The following is a 20,235-nucleotide window of genomic DNA, read 5'->3' on the forward strand; positions in this document are numbered from 1 at the left end:
GTTTACCCGTCCAGGAGCGATGCTGTCCCGTAAGACTTAATCGACCTCGCACAGGCGATAGCCGACGCCGGTCTCGGTCGTGATGTATTGGGGCTGGTCCGGGCTGCGCTCTATCTTCTGGCGGAGCTGGCGGACATAGACGCGAAGATACTGGACGTCGGTCGACCCGCCCCAAACCTGGTTCAACAGATACTGGTGCGTGATGACCTTGCCTGCATGCTGCACGAGCACGCGCAGAATATCGTACTCCTTCGGCGACAGCTTGATCTCCTTGTCCCCGATCTTCACGATGCGTTTGACGAGGTCGACCGAAAGTTCACCGGTTTTGAAGACCGGCCGCTCTCCCTGCTGCTGCAACCTGTGCCGAAGCGCGACCCGGATGCGCGCCGCGAGTTCCTTCATGCCGAACGGCTTGGTGACATAGTCGTCAGCCCCGATCTCCAGCGCCCGGACGATACCGGTCTCGTCGGTGCGGCTGGAGAGAATGACGATCGGCAAATCCAGAGCGTCTTCGTTTCGCCATTTGGCAAGGAGGTCGTGGCCGGGCATGTCGGGCAGGCCGAGATCGAGCAGGATCAGGTCTGGCTGATCCGCACCCACCTGGGCGATCGCGTCCTTGGCATTGATCGCTTCCATCACCTGATAGCCTTCCGTCGTCAGGCCCACGCGAAGCAGCTTCCGGATCGCCGGTTCATCGTCCACGACCAGTATTTTCACAGCAGAGATCGTCATGTCAGATTTTCCAGATTTGGGTTTTCCGCCGGGATGGGCATCCTGATCGTAAAGATCGCACCCGACCGGTCCGTCCTGTTTCCGGCCGAAATCGTACCGCCCATCGCCTCGACAAATCCCCTGCCGATGGAAAGGCCGAGGCCGGTGCCAGCCCGGACATGATCACGTTTTTCGACGCGATAGAAGGAATCGAACACACGCTCGAGGTCGCCGCTCGGAATGCCCGGCCCCTCGTCCATGACCTGCAGCAAAACGACGCTGCCGTCGGCCCAGCCGCGGATCTGGATCGTGGAGGTCGGCGCGGCGTATTTGGCGGCATTGTCGAGAAGATTGAACAGCACCTGCTCGAACAGGACGGGGTCAAGCCTCAACATCGGCAGGTCCGGCGGAATGTCGATCAGCGTCCTGTGGTTTGCCAGGATCTTGTTCGCCCGGCGCAATGCGGTGCCGACGATGTCGCCGACGTAATGCGAGGAGGCGTTCGGTTGCGTCGCACCGGATTCGATCCTGGTCATGTCGAGGAGGTTGGTGATGAACCGGTTGAGACGCTCGGATTCGTCGACGACGGTCGAAAGGAGGTCCACGCGATCGTCCTCCGGCATGGAGGCCGAATAATCACGCAAGGTGCCCGCCGCTCCCATGATCGCCGCAAGCGGTGTCTTGAGATCATGGGAAATCGACGTCAACAGCGCGGAGCGAAGCCTGTCGGCCTCGGCCGCCAGTCTGGCACGATCGACGTCGGCGACAAGCTGGATGCGCTCGATGGCAAGCGCCGCCTGATCGGCCAGGGCATCGAAAAGCCGCTGTTGCTCCGGTGTCAGCAGCGGTCCCTGCTTGTCATTGTCGAGCCCCACCACACCGATCGCCGTGCGGCCGGTCTTAAGGGGAAGGTAGAGGCGTTTTGCGCCCGGCAGCGTGTCGGCTCCCCGCCCCGCCGGCCGATCATGTTCCCATGCCCAACGGGCGGCGGCGATGTCGGCATCCACCAGCGTGTCGTCCGGTGGATAACCCGCCTTGACCTCGATCGTATCTTCCTCCGGAAGGAGAATGACGACACGCACCTTCAGCATCGAGGCGATCTGGTACGCCGTGGCCCACAGCACGTCGTCCAATGTGCCGGTGCTCGCGAGCTTCTTCGAGAAGAGATAGAGGTCTTCGGTCGCCCTCGCCCGCTGCCGCGCAGCGATCGCCTGCCGCTGCACGCGCGCCGTCAGATTGCTCGCGATCACCGCGACCACGAGAAAGAAGACGAGCGCCAGAACGCTTTCCGGGTCTTCGATCGTCAGGGTGTAGCGCGGATCGAGAAAGAAGAAGTTGAAAGCAAAAGCGCTCGCGACGCAGGCATAGAGCGCCGGCCACAGTCCGGCGGTCAGCGCCGAAGTCAGCACAGCCATCAGGAAGACGAGCGCGATGTTCTGGACGTCCAGAATCTGATCCAGCAGCGCGCCAAGGGCGAGTGCGACGGTGATATAGACCGTGCTCAAGAGATAGGGTCGGAGCTTGACCTGTGTCGGAGGGGGCGCGGTCTTGATGCCGCGCTGCTCGGCCGGCGTCGCCGTTGCGCCCGAAACCACGTGCACGCTGATGTCGCCGGCATGCCCGATCAGGTCATGGGACACTGATCCTTCGACGAGCTCGCGCCATCGGGACTTGCTGGGCTTTCCGACGATCACTTGCGTAAAATTGTTCGCCGCCGCGTGGCGAAGGATTTCGCCCGCCACGTTCTGCCCGGGAACGGTCGTTGCCTCTCCGCCCAATTGCTCCGCAAGCCGCAGATGCGCCGCAAGCCGGTCCTGGTCGGCGTCGGAGAGGCTGACCGAGCGTGACGTCTCGACGTGAAGCGCCGCCCAGGGTGCACGCAATCGATCGGCCTGACGCTTGGCGTAGCGGACAAGCGACGCTCCGCGCGGCCGTTCGTCGATGCAGACGAGCACCCGGTCTCCCGCCGCCCAAGGGCCTGGAATGGCGTGCGCCTGCATGTGGCTGACGAGCTGTTCGTCGACGCGCTGCGCCGTGCGACGCAAGGCGAGTTCGCGCAGGGCCGTTAGGTTGCCGGGTGAAAAGTAGTTCTGGATCGCCCGTTTCGCTGTCTTCGGCAGGTACACCTTGCCCTCATGCAGGCGCTTGATCAGGTCATCGGGAGTGAGATCGATGATCTCGATGTCGTCGGCCCGATCGATGATCGAGTCCGGCACGGTCTCGCGCACCCGGATGCGCGTGATCTGCGCGACCACGTCATTGAGGCTTTCGATGTGCTGGACATTCAGCGTGGTGTAGACGTCGACGCCCCGGGCGAGGATTTCCTCGACGTCGAGATAGCGCTTGGCATGGCGGCTGCCGTCGACATTCGTGTGGGCAAGCTCGTCGACGAGAACCAATTCCGGGCGGCGCGCGAGGATGGCGTCAATGTCCATCTCGTCGAGGAGGTGGCCCTTGTAGTCGACCCTCTTGCGCGGGACGACCTCGAACCCTTCGGCAAGCGCTTTGGTCTCCTTGCGACCATGGGTCTCGACGACGCCGATGACGACATCCACGCCCTCGGCCTTGCGCGCCCTGCCCGAGACCAGCATTTCATAGGTCTTGCCGACGCCGGGCGCGGCACCGAGGAAGATCTTCAGGCGGCCGCGCGTTTCGCGTTCGGCATTTTCAAGGAGAGCGTCCGGCGAGGGTCGGGCATCAGTACCGTGTCTCTCGTCAACCATTGATCTTTCCTCGTTGAAGGCACCGAAGCCCGTCGTAAAACGGGCCTCGACGCCTTCGTCTTATTGCGCGCCTGCGCCATCGAGCGCAAGGTTGAGGGCCAACACATTCACTCGCGGCTCACCCATGAAACCGAGCTCGCGCGCTTCGATATGACCATCGACCATTGCGCTCACCGTTGCTTCGTCCATGCCTCGGGCCCTGGCGACGCGCGGCACCTGGAAATAGGTGGCTTCCGGTGAAATATGCGGATCGAGGCCGCTGCCGGAAGTGGTGACGAGGTCCATCGGCACCGGCGACGAGGGGTTTTCCGCTTTCAGCCCCTCGGTATCGGTCTTGATGCGGTCGATCAGCTTCGCGCTGGTCGGGCCGAGGTTGGAGCCGCTTGATCCGGCAGCGTTGTAACCGTCGCCGGCGGCAGAAGGACGGCCATGGAAGTAGCCCTCACCGCTGAAGGCCTGGCCGATCAGTTCGGAGCCGATCACCTTGCCGTCCTTCTCGATCAGGCTGCCATTGGCCTGATGCGGGAAAAGGGCCTGAGCGATCCCGGTCATCCCGAGGGGATAAACCAGTCCGGTTATGACGGTCAGTGCGATGATCATGACGATCGCGGGTCTGAGTTGTTTCAACATGAAGATGATCCTTATACGAGGCCAAACGCGGTGATGACGATGTCGATCGCCTTGATGCCGACGAAGGGCACGATGATGCCGCCGAGGCCATAAACCAGCAGGTTTCGCGACAGCAGCGCGCCGGCTCCGATAGCCCTGTATTTCACGCCTTTCAGCGAGAGCGGGATCAACGCGACGATGATCAGCGCGTTGAAGATGATTGCCGACAGGATTGCACTTTGCGGCGTAGCGAGCCCCATGATGTTGAGCGCACCGAGCTGCGGGTAGAAAGCAAGGAACATCGCCGGGATGATCGCGAAGTACTTCGCCACGTCATTGGCGATCGAGAAGGTTGTCAAGGCGCCGCGCGTCATCAGCAATTGCTTGCCGATCTCGACGATCTCGATGAGCTTGGTCGGATCGGAATCGAGATCGACCATGTTGCCGGCTTCGCGCGCCGCGACCGTGCCGGTGTTCATCGCGACGCCGACGTCGGCCTGGGCGAGAGCGGGCGCATCGTTGGTGCCGTCGCCGCACATCGCCACCAGCTTGCCCTTGGCCTGTTCCTCGCGGATGAGGCTGAGCTTGTTTTCGGGTGTCGCTTGCGCAAGGAAATCATCGACGCCAGCTTCCGCGGCGATCGCAGCGGCCGTCATCGGATTATCGCCGGTGATCATGACGGTCCGAATGCCCATGCGGCGCAATTCGGCGAAGCGTTCGCGGATGCCACCTTTGACGATGTCCTTCAGGTGAACGACGCCAAGCAGCCGTCCGTCCTTGACGACGGCCAGCGGTGTGCCGCCGGACCTGGCGATTTCATCGGCGATTGCCTGGATCTCGCGAATCGCCTGCGGCTCGCGCAGGCCAACGACGCCTCCAGTCCCATTCGCGCCCCCCGCGACGGTGCGCTCCACGTGCTGAAGAACGGCATCGACAGCACCCTTGCGGATAGTGGAACCGTCGAAGTCGACGCCACTCATCCGGCTCTGCGCCGTGAACGGCACGAAGGTGGCATGCAGGCTGCTCATCTCGCGGGCGCGGATGCCATATCTCTCCTTGGCAAGCACGACGATGGAGCGGCCTTCCGGCGTCTCGTCGGCAAGCGAGGCGAGCTGAGCGGCATTGGCAAGTTCCTCGGCCGTGACACTCGTGACCGGCTTGAACTCGGTCGCCTGGCGGTTGCCGAGCGTGATCGTGCCGGTCTTGTCGAGCAGCAGCGTGTCGACATCGCCCGCCGCCTCGACCGCACGGCCCGACATGGCAAGCACGTTGAAGCGCACGAGGCGATCCATGCCCGCAATGCCGATCGCCGAGAGCAAAGCGCCGATCGTTGTCGGGATCAGCGTGACGAAGAGGGCGACAAGCACCAGAACCGGGATATAGCCGCCGGCATAGGTGGCGAAGCTCGGAATGGTGACCGTTGCGAGCAGGAAGATCAGCGTCATTCCAGCCAGCAGAATGTTGAGAGCGATCTCGTTCGGCGTCTTCTGGCGTTCCGCGCCTTCGACGAGGGAGATCATGCGATCGATGAAGGTCGAGCCCGCCGCAGCCGTGATCCGCACGCGGATCCAGTCCGAAAGGACCTGGGTACCGCCGGTGACGGCCGACCGGTCGCCGCCGGACTCACGGACGACGGGAGCGGATTCGCCGGTAATCGCCGCCTCGTTCACCGAGGCCACGCCTTCGATCACCTCGCCGTCGGACGGGATGATGTCGCCGGCCTCGACGAGGACGAGGTCGCCGACTTTCAAACTGGTTCCGGGCACGAGTTTGTAGTCCGCGCGGTCGCCGCCGGTCAGCAGCTTGGCCTGAGTTTCCGTGCGCGTGCGCCTTAGAGACTCGGCTTGTGCCTTGCCGCGGCCTTCGGCAACCGCTTCCGCGAAATTGGCGAAAAGCACGGTGAACCAGAGCCAGAGGACGATCTGGAACGAGAAACCGATATTGTCGCCACCGGTCGCGAGATCCCTGAACAGAAGGATGGTCGTGAGTGCGGAAACGACGGCGACGACGAACATCACCGGGTTTTTGGCAAGGCTCCTCGGATCGAGCTTGCGGAATGCATCGCCAATGGCGGGCACGAGGATGCGAGCGTCCATGATGCTCGCGGATTTGGACTGGCTCATAGGAGACTCCAGCTTGAAGTTTGTGAACGCCCGGCGAGCAATCAGCTCACTGCGAACAGAAGGGTGAACGCCTTGCCGATGAGCACGAGGAGCGTCATCCCACCTACGATCAGGCAGAGGATGGTCGAGACCCGTGGCGGCGCCTCTTCCCGCGCCGAATGTTCGACGCGGGAAGGGAACGACGTATGTGGTTGACGGATTATCCGGGCCATGACGCCACCTCAGAAGGTCTGTCCGAGAAGCATGGCGAGATGCTCGACGATCGGGCCGACGGCGAGGGCCGGGAAGAACGTCAACCCGCCAACGATCAGGATGACGCCGCCCAGGAGGCCGACGAACAGTGCGCCGTCGGTGGGGAACGTCCCGGCGGAGGCGGGCACGGTCTTCTTGGTTACGAGCGAGCCGGCGATCGCGAGTGCCGGAATGATGATCAGGAAGCGTCCGATCAGCATCGCAAGACCGATGGTGATGTTGTACCAGGGCGTATTCCCGGTCAGACCGCCGAAGGCAGAGCCATTGTTCGCCGCACCCGACGTATAGGCGTAGAGGATCTCCGAGAAGCCGTGCGGGCCCGCATTTCCGATCGAGGCGACGCCCGTAGGCAGGACCGCGGCAATAGCTGTAAAGATCAGCATCGCTGCCGGCAGGCAGAGAACGGCGAGGACGGCCATCTTGACCTCCTTCGCCTCGATCTTCTTTCCGAGATATTCCGGCGTACGCCCGACCATCAGCCCGGCAACGAAGATCGCGAGAACGACGAACAGCAGGATGCCGTAGAACCCCGCGCCGACGCCGCCGACGATGATCTCACCCAGCTCCATATTGATGAGCGGAATGAGGCCGCCGAGTGCCGTGAAGCTGCCATGCATGGCGTTGACCGCGCCGCAGGAAGCAGCTGTGGTGATCACAGCAAAAAGCGCCGACATGGAAATTCCGAAGCGGACCTCCTTGCCTTCCATGTTGCCACCTTCGAGGCCAAAGGCATGGACGAGCGGATTGCCTGCGGCTTCCGCCCAATAGCAGACGACAACGCCGGCAAGGAAAAGAGCGCTCATGGTCGCTAAGATGGCCCAGCCCTGCCGCTGGTTACCGACCATGCGGCCGAAGACGTTGGTCATAGCCGCGCCGATCGCGAAGATCGACACCATCTGGATCAGGTTCGAGATCGCGTCCGGATTCTCAAAGGGATGCGCCGCATTGGCATTGAAGAAACCGCCGCCATTGGTGCCCAGCATCTTGATGGCGATTTGCGAGGCGACAGGCCCGACGGCTATCGTCTGCTGCGCGCCTTCAAGCGTCGCGGCGTTGACGTAGGCACCGAGGGTCTGGGGTATGCCAAGATAGACGTAGACGAGCGTCAGCGCGACGCAGATAGGCAGCAGCACGTAAAGCGTGCTTCGGGTCATATCGACCCAGAAATTGCCAACCGATCTTACCGATGCCCTGGCGAAGCCGCGGATCAAGGCGACCGCGATGGCCATGCCGGTTGCAGCCGAGACGAAATTCTGCACCGTCAGTCCGGCCATTTGCACGAGGTAGGACATCGTGCTTTCGCCGCCGTAGTTCTGCCAATTGGTGTTGGTCATGAAGCTCGCCGCTGTGTTGAAGGCGAGTTCCGGCGGAACGGCGCCCATGCCGGCCGGATTGAACGGCAATGTACCCTGAAGGCGCTGAAGGAAATAGAGGAGCAGGAAGCCGGCGAGGTTGAAGAACAAAAGCGCCGCGGCATAGGCTGTCCAGTGCTGTTCCTCGCGTTCGCTCGTCCCGGCGATCCGATAGAGGCCGCGCTCGATCGGCCCGAAGATGAGCGAAAAAATGGTGCGCTCGCCGTTGAAGACGCGCGTCATGTAACCGCCAAGCGGTTTCACGAGCAAAATGACGATCCCGCAGAAGACGAGAATCTGTATCCATCCATTGAGAGTCATAGACGTGGCTTTCCGGGTGTTGTGCGATCAAAAGCGCTCAGGACGAAGGAGCGCGTAGATCAAGTAGGTGAAAAGAAACACCGTTACGGCGCCACCAAGAATGTAGTCGACGAACATGTTGTGTTCACACTTCTAAAGTTTATCGCAGGCATTGACGTAGGCAAAAGACAACGCGAAGAACAAAACCCCTATCGAGAGGACGAAGAAATCCATTCGCATCACTCATATTTCTTATAACGACTGAAACGTATCATCGCGCCAACCGCATAAATGTTCGAGAGAGGTAGAAGTGCAAAGAAATAAAAAACTTATATAGGTGGATTGGCTCTCGGCTGTTCAGCCGCGGACGAACGCAACAGCGTAGGCGCGCCGCCGGGACCTCCCCGCCCTGATTGCTCATTTTGAGAACGGTGTACCGAGCGGACCGGGACTCCTGGGCCTATCAAGAGGTGGGAGCAGAGCGTGAGACGGCGGGTCTGGATCGGGCAATCTTGCAGCCGATCCCGCAGCTCGACGCCCGAACCAAGCGGACGACGGTCGCAAGCAGCAGCACCGTTCCCATGAAGGCGAACATAACCATTGCAACCGGAATGAAGCGCGCCGCCTCCCTCGTCAGCGAATCCACAAAGAACGCGGCCCTTGCGTTGTTCTGCCCTGCGGGTTCGGTACCCGCCGGCTTCTGTCGTGGTCCATCTTCAGTTTGCCATCGCCAACACAAGGGCGACGGCTGCGACAGCTCCGCCGACCACCGCCGTGAGCCGCAGAAACATCGCCAACTCATCGGAGTAGGACGCAACCCGCACGTTGACTTGTTGACGTTCTTGGCCGTGCGAGCTGCTGCGATGTTTTTTCTGCATGTCGAGACGAGGATCCATTCCTGCCGCTCCTTCCTTTCACCTGCCCATCGGTCCTGCCAAAGCAGTCGCCAAAATTGCGGGCAGAAGAGCTCTGGCGTCTGCGGAAACCTACCGGGCAACCTGAGCGTATCGACGTCGGCATATGTTTTCGATTGGTGAGGGAAAGCGAAGAAATAAAAATGTCATAAGTATTCTTGGGAGGCTTCGGAGGATCGGCACCTACAGCTACGTCCTTATTCGACTTCGCCCGCATCAAATCGCTGCTTGTATCTGCACGGAGAACACCACATGCAGATTGAGCGGCGCAATGCTTTTGGGGACGGGCACCGAGTCCGCCTTCCGAAGGGGATGGCAGGAGCCCAGTGCGAACTGGGGCTTAGCTAGCATCGGCCGCGGCGTTTCCGCGCCAGCACGAGAATATCGACCGTGTCTCGACCCCGGACGCAATTGTTGGCTGCTGCAGATCGAGTTGCCGGGCCGAGACCGCGATCCCCTCAGGAACCGTCGATTTCGGCTGGCCATTTTTCTTAAGGGATCACTTTACGGATATGTCCGCTCGCGAGATGTGATCGACGGTCGGCGGCTCGGGCTGCGTTGTCACCTCGTGCAGCCATTCGCGCCAGATGGCGACGAGCAGCGCCATCAGCACCGGCCCGACGAACAGGCCGAGGAAGCCCATCGTTTTCACGCCGCCGATCAGGCCGAAGAATGTCGGCAGGAAAGGCAGCTTGATCGGTCCGCCGACGAGCTTTGGCCTCAGCGTCTTGTCGACGATGAAAAGCTCGGTCGTGCCCCAGGCGAAGAGGGCGACGCCCTGCACCGGCGAGCCGCTTGCAACCAGATAGATCGACACCAGGGTAAAGCAGAGCGGCGCGCCTCCGGGTACCAGCGCCATGATGCCGGTGATGATGCCGAGTGTTACCGGTGACGGCACGCCGGCCAGCCAATAGGCCACGCCGAGAACAATGCCTTCGCCGATCGCGATGATGCCCATGCCGGTCACCGTCGAGCTGATGGTCAGCGGCACGACGCGGGACAGACGTTCCCAGCGCATCGGAAAGATCCGCTCGCCGAGATGGTCGAGTTGCTTCGAGAAGGACTGGCCGTCGCGATAGACGAAGAACAGCGTGATCAGCATGAAGAGCAGTGTCAGGAAGGACTGGAAGGCGGATGCGCCGACCACCAGCACGCCGCGATAGATATTGCCTATATTGGAGCCGCTGACGAGTTGCACCAGCTCGCCGAGCGCCCCCGGATGGCCGATATATTTGACCCATTGCTCGCCGAGCCAGGCGCCCGCAATCGGAATCGTCGTCAGCCAGGCGGGCACCGATGCACCATTGGCATTGGTCTCGACCGCCCAGACCAGCCAGTCGCGCACTTCGTCGACCGCATAGGCCGCGGCCAGCGAGATCGGGACGACGATGAAGGCGATCACGGAGGTGATGGCGATCGTTGCGGCAAGCGTGCGGTTACCGTTGACCGCCTGCAGCAGCCATCGATAGATCGGCCAGCTGGCAAAGCCGATGACGACGGCGGCGAGCACCGGCACGACGAAACCGTGGAAGAAATAGACCCCTGCCAGCAGAACGAGGACGAGCAGCCAGCGAGCGGCCGAGATCGGCAGGACAAGGGCAGAGCGTGAATGGGCCGGCTGCCCGAAGAGCCGCGGCTCCGCGGGAAGGTTTTCTCGTTCACGATTGCCCAATTGCACCTGTCATCCTCCGTCTTTTAGAAACTTTACAACAAAGCCGAGACCTTGCCAGCCCATCTGCGGCGTTGACACTCAGTTTCCGATGGGAGGCCGACCGCCGCGGACGTTAGCGGCGGGACATGACAGGGAAATTTAGGCGGACTCAAGATTGTTCCGCAAATTTGGACCGATTGGCTCTCGCAAGCTGATGTGCCCGCCGCGTTCTGCGATCGACGAGGACCGAGACGAAGAAGATGGCAAAGCCGGCAAGACCGAGAATGGCGCCGACGAGCCCGGTGGAGGTCCAACCGCAACCGGCGGCGATCGACAAGCCGCCGAGCCAGGCGCCGAGCGCATTGGCGAGGTTGAAGGCGGAGTGGCTGAGGGCCGCGGCGAGCGTCTGCGCCTTGCCCGCCACGTCCATCAGACGCGTCTGCACGCCGGGCACGACGGCAAAGCCGCCGCCGATGAAGAGCACGTTGATGATCGCTATCCACGGGTTGGTCATGGTGAAATAGAACAGCACGTAGGCGAAGATGTTGAAGGCGATCGCAATCCCGATCGCCGGCAGCAACGACCAGTCGGCGAGCCTCGAGCCGACGATGTTGCCGAGTATCATCCCGGCGCCGAAGACGGACAGCATGATCGGCACATTGGTAAGCGAGACGCCCGCCACTTCGGTCAGCGCCGGCGTGATGTAGCTGAAGACTGCGAACATGCCGCCGCAGCCGATGGCACAAATGCCGAGCATCGGCCAGACCTGCAATTTTCGGAGCGCGCCGAGCTCGCGCAACGGTGTTGCCTGCGGGTCGCCCTTGTCTCGCGGAACGTGGATCCAGACAAGGACCACTGTCAGCAGGCTGACGCCGCCGACGATGGCGAAGGCGGTCCGCCAACCGAGTGCCTGCCCAAACCACGCGGCGACCGGCGTGCCGAAGAGTGTGGCAATCGTCAGGCCCATCATCACCCGGCCGATCGCCCGCGCCCGCTGGTTCGGTGCAGCGAGGCCGGCCGCGACGAGTGCCGCAATGCCAAAATAGGCGCCATGCGGCAGCCCGGCGAGGAAACGCGCCGCGACCAGCGTGTAAAAATCCGGAGCCACCGCGCTTGCAAAGTTGCCGAGTGCGAACAGCGTCATCAGGACGAGAAGAGCGTGAAAGCGGGCAAAGCGGGCGGCGAGGACGGCGATCAACGGCGCCCCCGCCACCACACCCAAGGCATAGGCGCTGATCACGGCGCCGGCCTCCGGCACAGAGACGGCGACGTCTTCGGCGACCTGGGGCAAAAGCCCCATGATTGCAAATTCACCCGTGCCAATGCCGAACCCGCCGACGGCGAGAGCAATCTCGGCGGCGGAAACGCGGCTGCGGGGCGCGGCAATGGGCAGGACGTCGTCGGACATGGAACAGCCTTGCTGCGACACTTCGGCCGCTGCTCAAAAATCGATATGTGGAAATGCCGCGAACGGCGTGGCACGAACGATGCCGAGGGAGAATTATGCTGCGATGCACTATAGATTGTTTGCCAACGATCGCAAGGAGTTATGCTGGAGCGCCGATCAAAATCTCGTACATTCTGCCGGTTTGTCGTACAGCGCCCATTATTGACGTTTACGTCAAAGTCATATAATCGGATTCCCGGCTTGAAGAGAGGCTGCAAAAGTTTCATCTTCGACGGAGAGGAAGATCGGGAGGGATTTTTCTTCGCCGTGAGCACGGCCGGTCAATGGCGACCAGAGGGAGAGAGGTCATGGCGGAAGCAAGCACGCAGCAGGCGGGTTCCAACGCGGGAAAAATCTGGCTGAAATCCTATCCGCCCGGCGTGCCAGCCGAAATCGGCCCCCTGCCCTATCGCTCCATCGGCGAGTTCTTCGACCACGCGGTCGCGCAATATTCCTGGCGTCCGGCGTTCACTTGCATGGGCAAATCGCTCCGTTTCTCCGATCTCAACGCGCGGTCGGCCGCGATCGGCGCATGGCTGCAATCGCTCGGCCTCAAGAAGGGCGATCGCGTTGCCGTGATGATGCCGAACATTCTGCAGAACCCGGTGATCGTCTACGGCATCCTGCGTGCCGGGCTGACGGTGGTCAACGTCAACCCGCTCTATACGCCGCGCGAGCTCGAGCATCAGCTCGTCGATGCGGGCGCCAAGGCGATCTTCGTGCTCGAGAACTTTGCCCACACGGTCGAGCAAGTCCTCGCCCGCACATCAATCAAACATGTGGTGGTCGCCAGCATGGGCGACATGCTCGGGGTCAAGGGAGCGATCGTCAATCTCGTCGTGCGGCGCGTCAAGAAGCTCGTGCCGGCCTGGTCGATCCCCGGACACCTCTCCTTCAGGACCGCGCTTGCCAAGGGCACGAAACAGACCCTCACGAAGCCTCATGTGGCGCCATCAGATGTCGCTTTCCTGCAATATACCGGCGGCACCACCGGCGTCTCCAAGGGCGCCACCCTCACCCATGCGAACCTGCTGTCCAACATGGCGCAGATGGAGCTGTGGCTGGAAACCGCCTTCCGGCGCAAGGCGCGCCCGGAAAACCTCACCTTCATGTGCGCGCTGCCGCTCTATCATATCTTCGCGCTTACGGTGAATTCGCTGATGGGCCTCTCGACGGGCGGCAACAACATCTTGATCCCCAATCCGCGCGACATTCCGGCTTTCGTCAAGGAACTCGGCAAGTACCGGACGAACATCTTCCCCGGCCTCAACACGTTGTTCAACGCACTGATGAACAACGCCGAATTCAAGAAGCTCGACTTTTCCTCGCTGGTGCTGACCTTCGGCGGCGGCATGGCCGTGCAGCGGCCCGTGGCCGAGCGTTGGCTGGCGGTGACCGGCTGCCCGATCCATGAAGGCTACGGGCTTTCCGAAACCTCTCCGGTCGCCACCGCCAACCGGCTCGACACGGGCGATTTCACCGGCACGATCGGCATGCCGCTCCCCTCCACCGAGGTCGAGATTCGCGATGACGCAGGCAACACGCTTCCGGTCGGCGAAATCGGCGAAATCTGCATCCGCGGTCCGCAGGTCATGGCCGGCTACTGGCAGCGGCCGGACGAAACGGACAAGGCGATCTCGCCGGACGGCTTCTTCCGCACCGGCGACATCGGCTTCATGAATGCCGAGGGGCTGACGAAAATCGTCGACCGCAAGAAGGACATGATCCTCGTTTCCGGCTTCAATGTTTTCCCGAACGAGATCGAAGAGGTCGCGGTAACGCACCCGGGTATCCTCGAATGCGCCGCCATCGGGATCGCCGATCCGCATTCCGGCGAGGCCGTGAAGCTTTTCGTCGTGCGCAAGGATCCGGACCTCACCGAAGAGGACGTCAAGCGCCACTGCGCCGCCAACCTCACCAACTACAAGCGGCCGAGATACGTGGAATTCCGCACCGAGTTGCCGAAGTCGAATGTCGGCAAGATCCTGCGCAAGGATTTGCGCGGTTAGACCCCGTTCGCCACAAAAGCCGCGAAGCCCCCTCATCCGGCCTGCCGGCCACCTTCTCCCCGCAGGCGGGGCGAAGGGGATCTGCCGCAGCCGCCTCGCTCTATAATTCCCTGAAAAGTACGCCGCACGTCCCCTCTCCCCGCCTGCGGGGAGAGGGGATTGGGTGTCCGAACCGGGTAGATAGGTAACAGAACGGACCGTTTACATAGGTGACAGTTCTCTGAATGCCGGGAGGAACCGGCGATGGTTTGGAGAGAGACTGGCATCATGGACGAGCGGCTGAAATTTGTTGCTGCGTGTTTGTCTGGCGAGGAGACGATGGCGGCGCTGTGCCGGCTCTACGGGATTTCGCGCAAGTGTGGTTACAAATGGCTGGGGCGCTACAAGGCGCACGGGGCCGACGGTCTGCACGATCTGCCGCGGGCGCCGCTGCACCCCGGGCGGGCGACGGCGGCCGGTCTGGTGGAGCGGATCGTCGCCGAGAAAGAGACGCATCCGCTGTGGGGTCCGAAGAAGATCGTCGCCCGGTTGAACCGGCTGCATCCGGAGGTTCCGTGGCCGGTGGCCTCGACGGTGGGCGAGATTTTGAAGCGGCACGGCCTGGTGGGGCGGCGGCCGGCGCGCTGGAAGGCGTGCGGCACCGGCCCGTTTTCCGAGCCGGAGGCGCCCAACGCGCTGTGGACGGCCGATCACAAGGGCTGGTTCCGGCTGGGTGACAGGAGCCGCTGCGAACCCCTGACGGTGATGGACGCCAAAAGCCGCTACATGCTGGGGCTTGCGGCGGTGAGTTCGACCGGTGAGAGCGAAGCCTGGCCGGTGTTCGAGCGGCTGTTTGGCGAGTTCGGGCTGCCGCAGCGGCTGCGCAGCGACAATGGCCCGCCTTTTGCCAGCGCCGGTGTCACCGGGCTGACGCCGCTTTCGGTGCGCTTCATCAAGCTCGGCATCACGCTGGAGCGGATCGCCCCCGGCAAGCCGCAGCAGAACGGCCGCCACGAGCGCTTCCATCTCACGATGATGCCGCTGGCCAAGGCGGCGCGGGCCGATCGTGACGAGCAGCAGCGGGCCTTCGACGCCTTCCGGACCGAATATAACGACGAGCGGCCGCACGAGGCACTCGATCAGACGCCGCCGGCCGAACACTACCAGAAGAGCCCGCGTCCAATGCCCGACCACTGGCCCGAGCCGGATTATCCCGCCGAGGCCGCAGTCCGGCGGGTGCGCCACAGCGGCGAGATCAAGTGGAACGGCGACCTGATCTACATCGCCCAGAGCCTCGCCGGCGAGCCGGTGGCCCGGTACCGGGCCCCTTGCTGCTGCATCAACTGCACCGGAATTGTAACCCATGTATCCGGTTCAATCTGTTACCCATCTTTCAGTTGGACAGGTGAGGGGCAGACTCCGCGCCGGCATAAACATGAGGGCCGAAGCTCGGGGCGCCGGCTTTTTTCGCTGCAGTGCACACATGCCCTTGATTTACCGCAAACAAACCGACTAGCTATCGCAGCCAATTTCCGATGCAAGGAGCCTGCGATGAAAGCGCTTGTCGAAAACCTCAAAGCCACTGCACGCGAGACCAATGCAACCGATATTCGCGCCGCGTTCGCGGCCGACCGGAGCCGCTTCTCCCGCTTCAGCACGACGCTCGGCGACCTCCTCTTCGACTATTCGAAATGCGCGGTGAACGACCGAATTCTCGATGGGCTCGAAGCGCTCGCCAAGGCGGCGAAGGTCGAAGAGAAGCGGGATGCCATGTTCCGCGGCGACATCATCAACATCACCGAGGGCCGAGCCGTGCTGCACACGGCGCTCAGGAACCGGAGCAACCGGCCGATCCTCGTCGACGGCAAGGACGTGATGCCCGATGTCAATGCCGTGCTGGATGCGATGGGCGCCTTTGCCGATGGCATCCGTTCGGGTGCGTTGAAGGGCGCCACCGGCAAGAAGATCACCGATGTCATCAACATCGGCATCGGCGGCTCCGACCTCGGCCCGGTGATGGCGACGCTGGCGCTCGCTCCCTTCCACGACGGCCCGCGGCTGCATTTCGTTTCCAATATCGACGGCGCGCATATCGCCGACACGCTGAAGCTCATCGATCCGGAAACCGCGCTCTTCATCGTCGCCTCGAAGACCTTCACGACAATCGAAACGATGACCAATGCCGCCACTGCCCGGGCCTTCATCGCCGGCAAGCTCGGGGAGGCGGCAGTCGGCCACCACTTTGCGGCCGTCTCCACCGCACTCGACAAGGTCGCTGCCTTCGGTATCGATCGGAAGTGCGTCTTCGGCTTCTGGGACTGGGTCGGCGGACGCTATTCGATCTGGTCGGCGATTGGCCTGCCGCTGATGATTGCGATCGGCACTGAGAATTTCGGCCGCTTCCTCGATGGTGGCCACGCCATTGACGAACATTTCCGCAACGCTCCGCTGCGCCAGAACATTCCGATGCTGCTGGGCCTCATCGGTTTCTATCACCGCAACGTGCTCGGCTATCCGTCGCGGGCGATCCTGCCTTACGATCAGCGCCTTGCACGCTTTCCGGCCTATCTGCAGCAGCTCGACATGGAATCGAACGGCAAGGGCGTCACCATGGACAGCACGCCGGTCGAATTCTCGACCGGGCCGGTTGTCTGGGGCGAACCGGGCACCAACGGCCAGCACGCCTTCTACCAGCTCATCCACCAGGGCACCGACATCATCCCGGCCGAGTTCATGATTGCCGCGAACGGTCATGAGAAGGACCTGCGCCACCAGCACCAGCTGCTGATGGCAAACTGCCTGGCACAATCGGAAGCCCTGATGAAGGGCCGCACCCTTGCCGAAGCCAAGGCGCAGCTCACCTCGAAGGGCATGGATGACGCGAAGGCCGACAAGATCGCACCGCATCGCGTCTTCACCGGCAACCGGCCGTCTCTCACCATCGTCTACGATCAGCTCGATCCCTTTGCCCTCGGTCGGCTGATCGCGCTTTACGAGCACCGCGTCTTCGTCGAAGGCGCGCTCTTCAACATCAATTCCTTCGACCAGTGGGGCGTCGAGCTGGGCAAGGAACTGGCCACGGGCCTTCTTCCGGTCGTCGAAGGCAAGGAAAGCGCCGAGGCGCACGATTCCTCGACCGCCGGCCTTGTTGCTGCCTTACTCAAGGCAGCGCGCTGACCAGAAAAAAGGGCGCCAGCGATGGCGCCCTTCTGCCTTCAGTGCGCCCCGCCGTGGGCGTTCGAAAAACTCAGAGCCCGATTTCGTATTGCCACGGCGGATTTGCGCCGGCGCGCGAGACTGTAACAGCCGCCGCCCTCGCGCCAAGCGCCAGGGCCTGACGGACCGCCGCATCGCTGAGATCTGCCACCGCATCCTTGGTCAGCAGGTTGTTGAGCTTCAATGAAGCGAGCACGCCGGCGTCGAACGTGTCGCCGGCGCCGACCGTATCGACAACGGTTACCCGTTCGCCGGCGACTTCCACCTTGTGGTTCCTCGTATAGCCCACTGCGCCATCCGCGCCCTTGGTGATCAGCACCAGCTTGGGGCCGCGTTTCAGCCATTCGGCGGCAAGCTCGTCATGGCTGCCTTCCATGCCGAACCAGGCGAGGTCCTCGTCCGAGAACTTGATGATGTCGGACATCGCGGCCATGCGGTTCATGCGGCCAAGATGCGCCTCGCGATCCTTGATGAAGCCGGGACGGATGTTCGGGTCAAAGGAGATCACCCGTTTCTCGTGTTCGCGCGCCATCAAGGCCTCGTAGGTCGAGCCGCATGGCTCGGGGATGAGGCTGATCGCACCGAAATGCAGTGCTTCACAGGAATCGCCGAGCGCCGGGAGATGATCCTTGGTGATCATCCGTCCGGCCGTGTTCTCGTCAAAGAAGGCATAGCTCGCGTGACCGTCGACCAGTTTCACGAAGGCAAGCGTTGTGTGCAGCGGCAGGGTCGCGCAAGGGCCGAAATCGACGTTCGCGGCTTTCAGCGTAGCGCGCAGGATATCGCCGAACATGTCGTCGGAGAGGCCGGTGAAGAAGCCGGTGGGAATGCCGAGCCGTCCCAGCGCGATCGCGGTATTGAAGATCGCGCCGCCGGCATAGGGCGCAAAGGCGCTCTCCCCGGCTGCCGTGTCGCGCGGCAGCATATCGATCAGGGCTTCCCCGCAGCAAACGATCATCGGCATTCCTCCCTTACCGGTCATTCCGTCGATTATTCAATCGATTTAAATCAGATTTCCCGCCAAAGCCAGCGGGAAAGGCTACTGGGCTGCCAGCGCGCTGACGCCGCCATTGCGTCCGGACCAGGCGAGCGGGGCGTTGAGGAAGGCTTCGACCTCGTTCAGCGTCTTCTCGTCGAACAGCGCCTGCTCGCGGGCAACCGCCAGCACGTTGCGCCAGGTGGCGATGAAGTGCAGATCGACGCCCTTCGATTTCATGTCCGCCCGCGCTTCCGGGAAGATGTCGTAGTAGAAGAGCGCGATGCCATGATCGACGATGCCGCCGGCCGCGCGGATCGCGTCGATGAACTTGAACATCGAGCCGCCGGCGGTCGTCAGGTCCTCGATGACCAGCACGCGCGCGCCTTCCGGCATATGGCCTTCGATCTGGGCGTTGCGTCCGTGGCCCTTCGGGGCCTTGCGCACATAAATCATCGGCAGGCCGAGCCGCTCGGCCAGCATGGCTGCGAAGGGAATGCCAGCCGTCTCACCACCGGCGACGACATCGAACTGCTCGAAGCCGGCCTCGCGAAGGATCGTCGCGGCGGCGAAATCCATCACCGCCGAACGGATGCGCGGATAGGAGATGAGCTTGCGGCAATCGATATAGACGGGGCTCGCCATGCCGGAGGAAAGCTTGTAGGGCTCGTCGGCGCGGAAATGCACCGCCGTGATCTCCCAGAGCATTTTCGCGACCAGCTCGGCCATCACCGCCTTGTCGGTGAACGCATTGGAAAACATGAAACTCTCCTTCTAGCGCGACCCGAAAAGTGGGACCGGTTTCCGGCTTCCGTCACGCGACAAAACAAACCCTCATTAAATCAGACAACCGCCCAGTGGAGCGGGAACATCGGATCGAAAACCGTGACCGGGCCGGCCTCCGTCGAGACCTTGGCGGGGTAACGGACCGGCTCTTCGCTCTTGCGCAGGGTGATCGTCTCCTCGTTGACCGGCAGGCCATACCAGGCGGGACCGTTCAGCGACGCAAAGGCCTCGAGGCGGTCGAGCGCCCCCTCTTCCTCGAAAACATGGGCGAGGCAGCTCAAGGTGTTGATCGAGGTGTAAATGCCGGCGCAACCGCAGGCGCATTCCTTCAGCGGATCGACATGCGGCGCGGAATCGGTGCCGAGGAAGAAGCGGGTATCTCCGGACGTCGCGGCCGCGCGCAGCGCCAGGCGGTGCGTCTCACGCTTGGCGACCGGCAGGCAATAGTAATGCGGCTTGATACCACCGACGAGGATGGCGTTGCGATTGATGATCAGGTGGTGGGTCGTGATCGAACCGGCGAGATTGGCTTTCGACGCCTTGATGTAGTCGATGCCGTCCTTGGTCGTTACATGCTCCATCGTGATGCGGAGCTCGGGCAGGCGCCGGCGGAGGGGATCGAGTACGGTTTCGATGAACACCGCTTCGCGGTCGAAGATGTCGACGTCTGCGGTCGTCACCTCGCCGTGGACGCAGAGGGGCACGCCAATCTCCGCCATGCGCTCCAGCACCGGCATCGCCTTCTCGACGTCGCGAACTCCGCTGCTAGAGTTGGTCGTCGCCCCTGCCGGATAGAGCTTGACCGCCTTGACGAGGCCGCGCCGGTATCCGGCCTCGACATCGTCCGGGTCGGTGCCTTCGGTCAGATAGAGGGTCATCAGCGGCTCGAACCGATCCTCAGCGGGGACGGCGGCGAGGATGCGCTCTCGATAGCCAGCCGCATCGGCCGTGGTCACGACCGGCGGCACCAGATTGGGCATGATGATGGCGCGGGCGAAGTGGCGGCTCGTGTCCGCGATTACGCCGCGCAGCATGCCACCATCGCGCAGGTGAAGGTGCCAATCATCCGGGCGGCGGATAACGAGGTCTTGCATGGTCAGCGTTCTCCCGATGCTCGCGCCCGATCGGCGCGAGCGGCGTTGGAACCGGTCGGTGCGCTCGATGGGCGGGACTTCATTTGGTGAAAC

General features: G+C 62.5%; 15 protein-coding genes and 1 pseudogene. 3 read left to right on the forward strand and 13 right to left on the reverse strand.

Going from position 1 to position 20,235, the window contains the following annotated elements; all coding sequences use genetic code 11:
- Positions 1 to 36: 36 nt before the first annotated feature.
- The 10 genes from QN222_RS25305 to QN222_RS25345 all read right to left on the reverse strand — a co-directional run bounded on the left by QN222_RS25305 (position 37) and on the right by QN222_RS25345 (position 12,043).
- Entirely contained in the window at positions 37 to 732 is a 696-nt protein-coding gene (locus QN222_RS25305; protein ID WP_283963268.1) for a response regulator transcription factor, read from the reverse strand.
- Positions 729 to 3,434 (reverse strand): sensor histidine kinase KdpD, encoded by a 2,706-nt coding sequence (locus QN222_RS25310; protein WP_283963267.1) that lies wholly within the window; start codon positions 3,432 to 3,434, stop codon positions 729 to 731. The genes QN222_RS25305 and QN222_RS25310 overlap by 4 nt, the downstream gene beginning before the upstream one ends.
- 60 nt (positions 3,435 to 3,494) lie before the next feature.
- The gene (gene kdpC / locus QN222_RS25315; protein WP_283963266.1) at positions 3,495 to 4,064 is read right to left on the reverse strand and encodes a potassium-transporting ATPase subunit KdpC; all 570 of its coding nucleotides are present in this window, start codon (positions 4,062 to 4,064) and stop codon (positions 3,495 to 3,497) included.
- An 11-nt stretch (positions 4,065 to 4,075) separates the two neighbouring features.
- On the reverse strand, positions 4,076 to 6,166 hold the full coding sequence (gene kdpB, locus QN222_RS25320; RefSeq protein ID WP_283963265.1) for a potassium-transporting ATPase subunit KdpB: 2,091 nt from the start codon (positions 6,164 to 6,166) through the stop codon (positions 4,076 to 4,078).
- Between the two features lie 41 nt (positions 6,167 to 6,207).
- Complete coding sequence (locus QN222_RS25325) at positions 6,208 to 6,378, reverse strand: hypothetical protein (protein ID WP_283963264.1); 171 nt, start codon at positions 6,376 to 6,378, stop codon at positions 6,208 to 6,210.
- A 9-nt stretch (positions 6,379 to 6,387) separates the two neighbouring features.
- Positions 6,388 to 8,091 carry a potassium-transporting ATPase subunit KdpA gene (gene kdpA / locus QN222_RS25330; protein WP_283963263.1) on the reverse strand — a complete coding sequence of 568 codons (1,704 nt, stop codon included), beginning with the start codon at positions 8,089 to 8,091 and terminating at the stop codon, positions 6,388 to 6,390.
- Between the two features lie 27 nt (positions 8,092 to 8,118).
- Positions 8,119 to 8,208, reverse strand: coding sequence for a K(+)-transporting ATPase subunit F (gene kdpF, locus QN222_RS30415; protein ID WP_369292081.1), 90 nt, complete (start codon positions 8,206 to 8,208; stop codon positions 8,119 to 8,121).
- A 578-nt stretch (positions 8,209 to 8,786) separates the two neighbouring features.
- On the reverse strand, positions 8,787 to 8,966 hold the full coding sequence (locus QN222_RS25335) for a hypothetical protein (RefSeq protein ID WP_283963262.1): 180 nt from the start codon (positions 8,964 to 8,966) through the stop codon (positions 8,787 to 8,789).
- A 517-nt stretch (positions 8,967 to 9,483) separates the two neighbouring features.
- Entirely contained in the window at positions 9,484 to 10,662 is a 1,179-nt protein-coding gene (locus QN222_RS25340; RefSeq protein ID WP_283963261.1) for an AI-2E family transporter, read from the reverse strand.
- 142 nt (positions 10,663 to 10,804) lie between these two features.
- Complete coding sequence (locus QN222_RS25345) at positions 10,805 to 12,043, reverse strand: MFS transporter (RefSeq protein ID WP_284005642.1); 1,239 nt, start codon at positions 12,041 to 12,043, stop codon at positions 10,805 to 10,807.
- Between the two features lie 347 nt (positions 12,044 to 12,390).
- On the opposite strand from QN222_RS25345, the gene QN222_RS25350 reads away from it, so the two are divergent.
- The 3 genes and pseudogenes from QN222_RS25350 to pgi all read left to right on the forward strand — a co-directional run bounded on the left by QN222_RS25350 (position 12,391) and on the right by pgi (position 17,247).
- Positions 12,391 to 14,091, forward strand: coding sequence for a long-chain fatty acid--CoA ligase (locus tag QN222_RS25350; RefSeq protein WP_283963259.1), 1,701 nt, complete (start codon positions 12,391 to 12,393; stop codon positions 14,089 to 14,091).
- Positions 14,092 to 14,358: 267 nt separating this feature from the next.
- Positions 14,359 to 15,210, forward strand: a pseudogene (locus tag QN222_RS25355) (integrase core domain-containing protein); the annotation flags it as partial.
- Between the two features lie 411 nt (positions 15,211 to 15,621).
- Positions 15,622 to 17,247, forward strand: coding sequence for a glucose-6-phosphate isomerase (gene pgi, locus QN222_RS25360; RefSeq protein ID WP_283963283.1), 1,626 nt, complete (start codon positions 15,622 to 15,624; stop codon positions 17,245 to 17,247).
- Positions 17,248 to 17,317: 70 nt separating this feature from the next.
- Here pgi and QN222_RS25365 read toward each other — a convergent pair whose 3' ends face one another.
- The 3 genes from QN222_RS25365 to pyrC form a co-directional block, all read right to left on the reverse strand.
- Entirely contained in the window at positions 17,318 to 18,244 is a 927-nt protein-coding gene (locus QN222_RS25365) for a carbohydrate kinase (protein ID WP_283963282.1), read from the reverse strand.
- Positions 18,245 to 18,325: 81 nt separating this feature from the next.
- On the reverse strand, positions 18,326 to 19,024 hold the full coding sequence (locus tag QN222_RS25370; protein WP_283963258.1) for an orotate phosphoribosyltransferase: 699 nt from the start codon (positions 19,022 to 19,024) through the stop codon (positions 18,326 to 18,328).
- An 80-nt stretch (positions 19,025 to 19,104) separates the two neighbouring features.
- The gene (pyrC, locus tag QN222_RS25375; protein WP_283963257.1) at positions 19,105 to 20,142 is read right to left on the reverse strand and encodes a dihydroorotase; all 1,038 of its coding nucleotides are present in this window, start codon (positions 20,140 to 20,142) and stop codon (positions 19,105 to 19,107) included.
- Positions 20,143 to 20,235: the final 93 nt, after the last annotated feature.

This window comes from Sinorhizobium sp. 6-70 (genome assembly GCF_030124375.1).
Classification (GTDB): domain Bacteria; phylum Pseudomonadota; class Alphaproteobacteria; order Rhizobiales; family Rhizobiaceae; genus Sinorhizobium.

What these genes read in the sequence shown, in the direction of transcription:
- pgi (WP_283963283.1), top strand. Translation starts at nt 15,622, where the DNA reads ATGAAAGCGCTTGTCGAAAACCTCAAAGCCACTGCACGCGAGACCAAT.
- QN222_RS25325 (WP_283963264.1), bottom strand. Translation starts at nt 6,378, where the DNA reads ATGGCCCGGATAATCCGTCAACCACATACGTCGTTCCCTTCCCGCGTC.
- kdpB (WP_283963265.1), bottom strand. Translation starts at nt 6,166, where the DNA reads ATGAGCCAGTCCAAATCCGCGAGCATCATGGACGCTCGCATCCTCGTG.
- QN222_RS25345 (WP_284005642.1), bottom strand. Translation starts at nt 12,043, where the DNA reads ATGTCCGACGACGTCCTGCCCATTGCCGCGCCCCGCAGCCGCGTTTCC.
- kdpF (WP_369292081.1), bottom strand. Translation starts at nt 8,208, where the DNA reads ATGTTCGTCGACTACATTCTTGGTGGCGCCGTAACGGTGTTTCTTTTC.
- QN222_RS25335 (WP_283963262.1), bottom strand. Translation starts at nt 8,966, where the DNA reads ATGGATCCTCGTCTCGACATGCAGAAAAAACATCGCAGCAGCTCGCAC.
- QN222_RS25365 (WP_283963282.1), bottom strand. Translation starts at nt 18,244, where the DNA reads ATGATCGTTTGCTGCGGGGAAGCCCTGATCGATATGCTGCCGCGCGAC.
- QN222_RS25310 (WP_283963267.1), bottom strand. Translation starts at nt 3,434, where the DNA reads ATGGTTGACGAGAGACACGGTACTGATGCCCGACCCTCGCCGGACGCT.
- QN222_RS25305 (WP_283963268.1), bottom strand. Translation starts at nt 732, where the DNA reads ATGACGATCTCTGCTGTGAAAATACTGGTCGTGGACGATGAACCGGCG.
- kdpC (WP_283963266.1), bottom strand. Translation starts at nt 4,064, where the DNA reads ATGTTGAAACAACTCAGACCCGCGATCGTCATGATCATCGCACTGACC.
- kdpA (WP_283963263.1), bottom strand. Translation starts at nt 8,091, where the DNA reads ATGACTCTCAATGGATGGATACAGATTCTCGTCTTCTGCGGGATCGTC.
- pyrC (WP_283963257.1), bottom strand. Translation starts at nt 20,142, where the DNA reads ATGCAAGACCTCGTTATCCGCCGCCCGGATGATTGGCACCTTCACCTG.
- QN222_RS25350 (WP_283963259.1), top strand. Translation starts at nt 12,391, where the DNA reads ATGGCGGAAGCAAGCACGCAGCAGGCGGGTTCCAACGCGGGAAAAATC.
- QN222_RS25370 (WP_283963258.1), bottom strand. Translation starts at nt 19,024, where the DNA reads ATGTTTTCCAATGCGTTCACCGACAAGGCGGTGATGGCCGAGCTGGTC.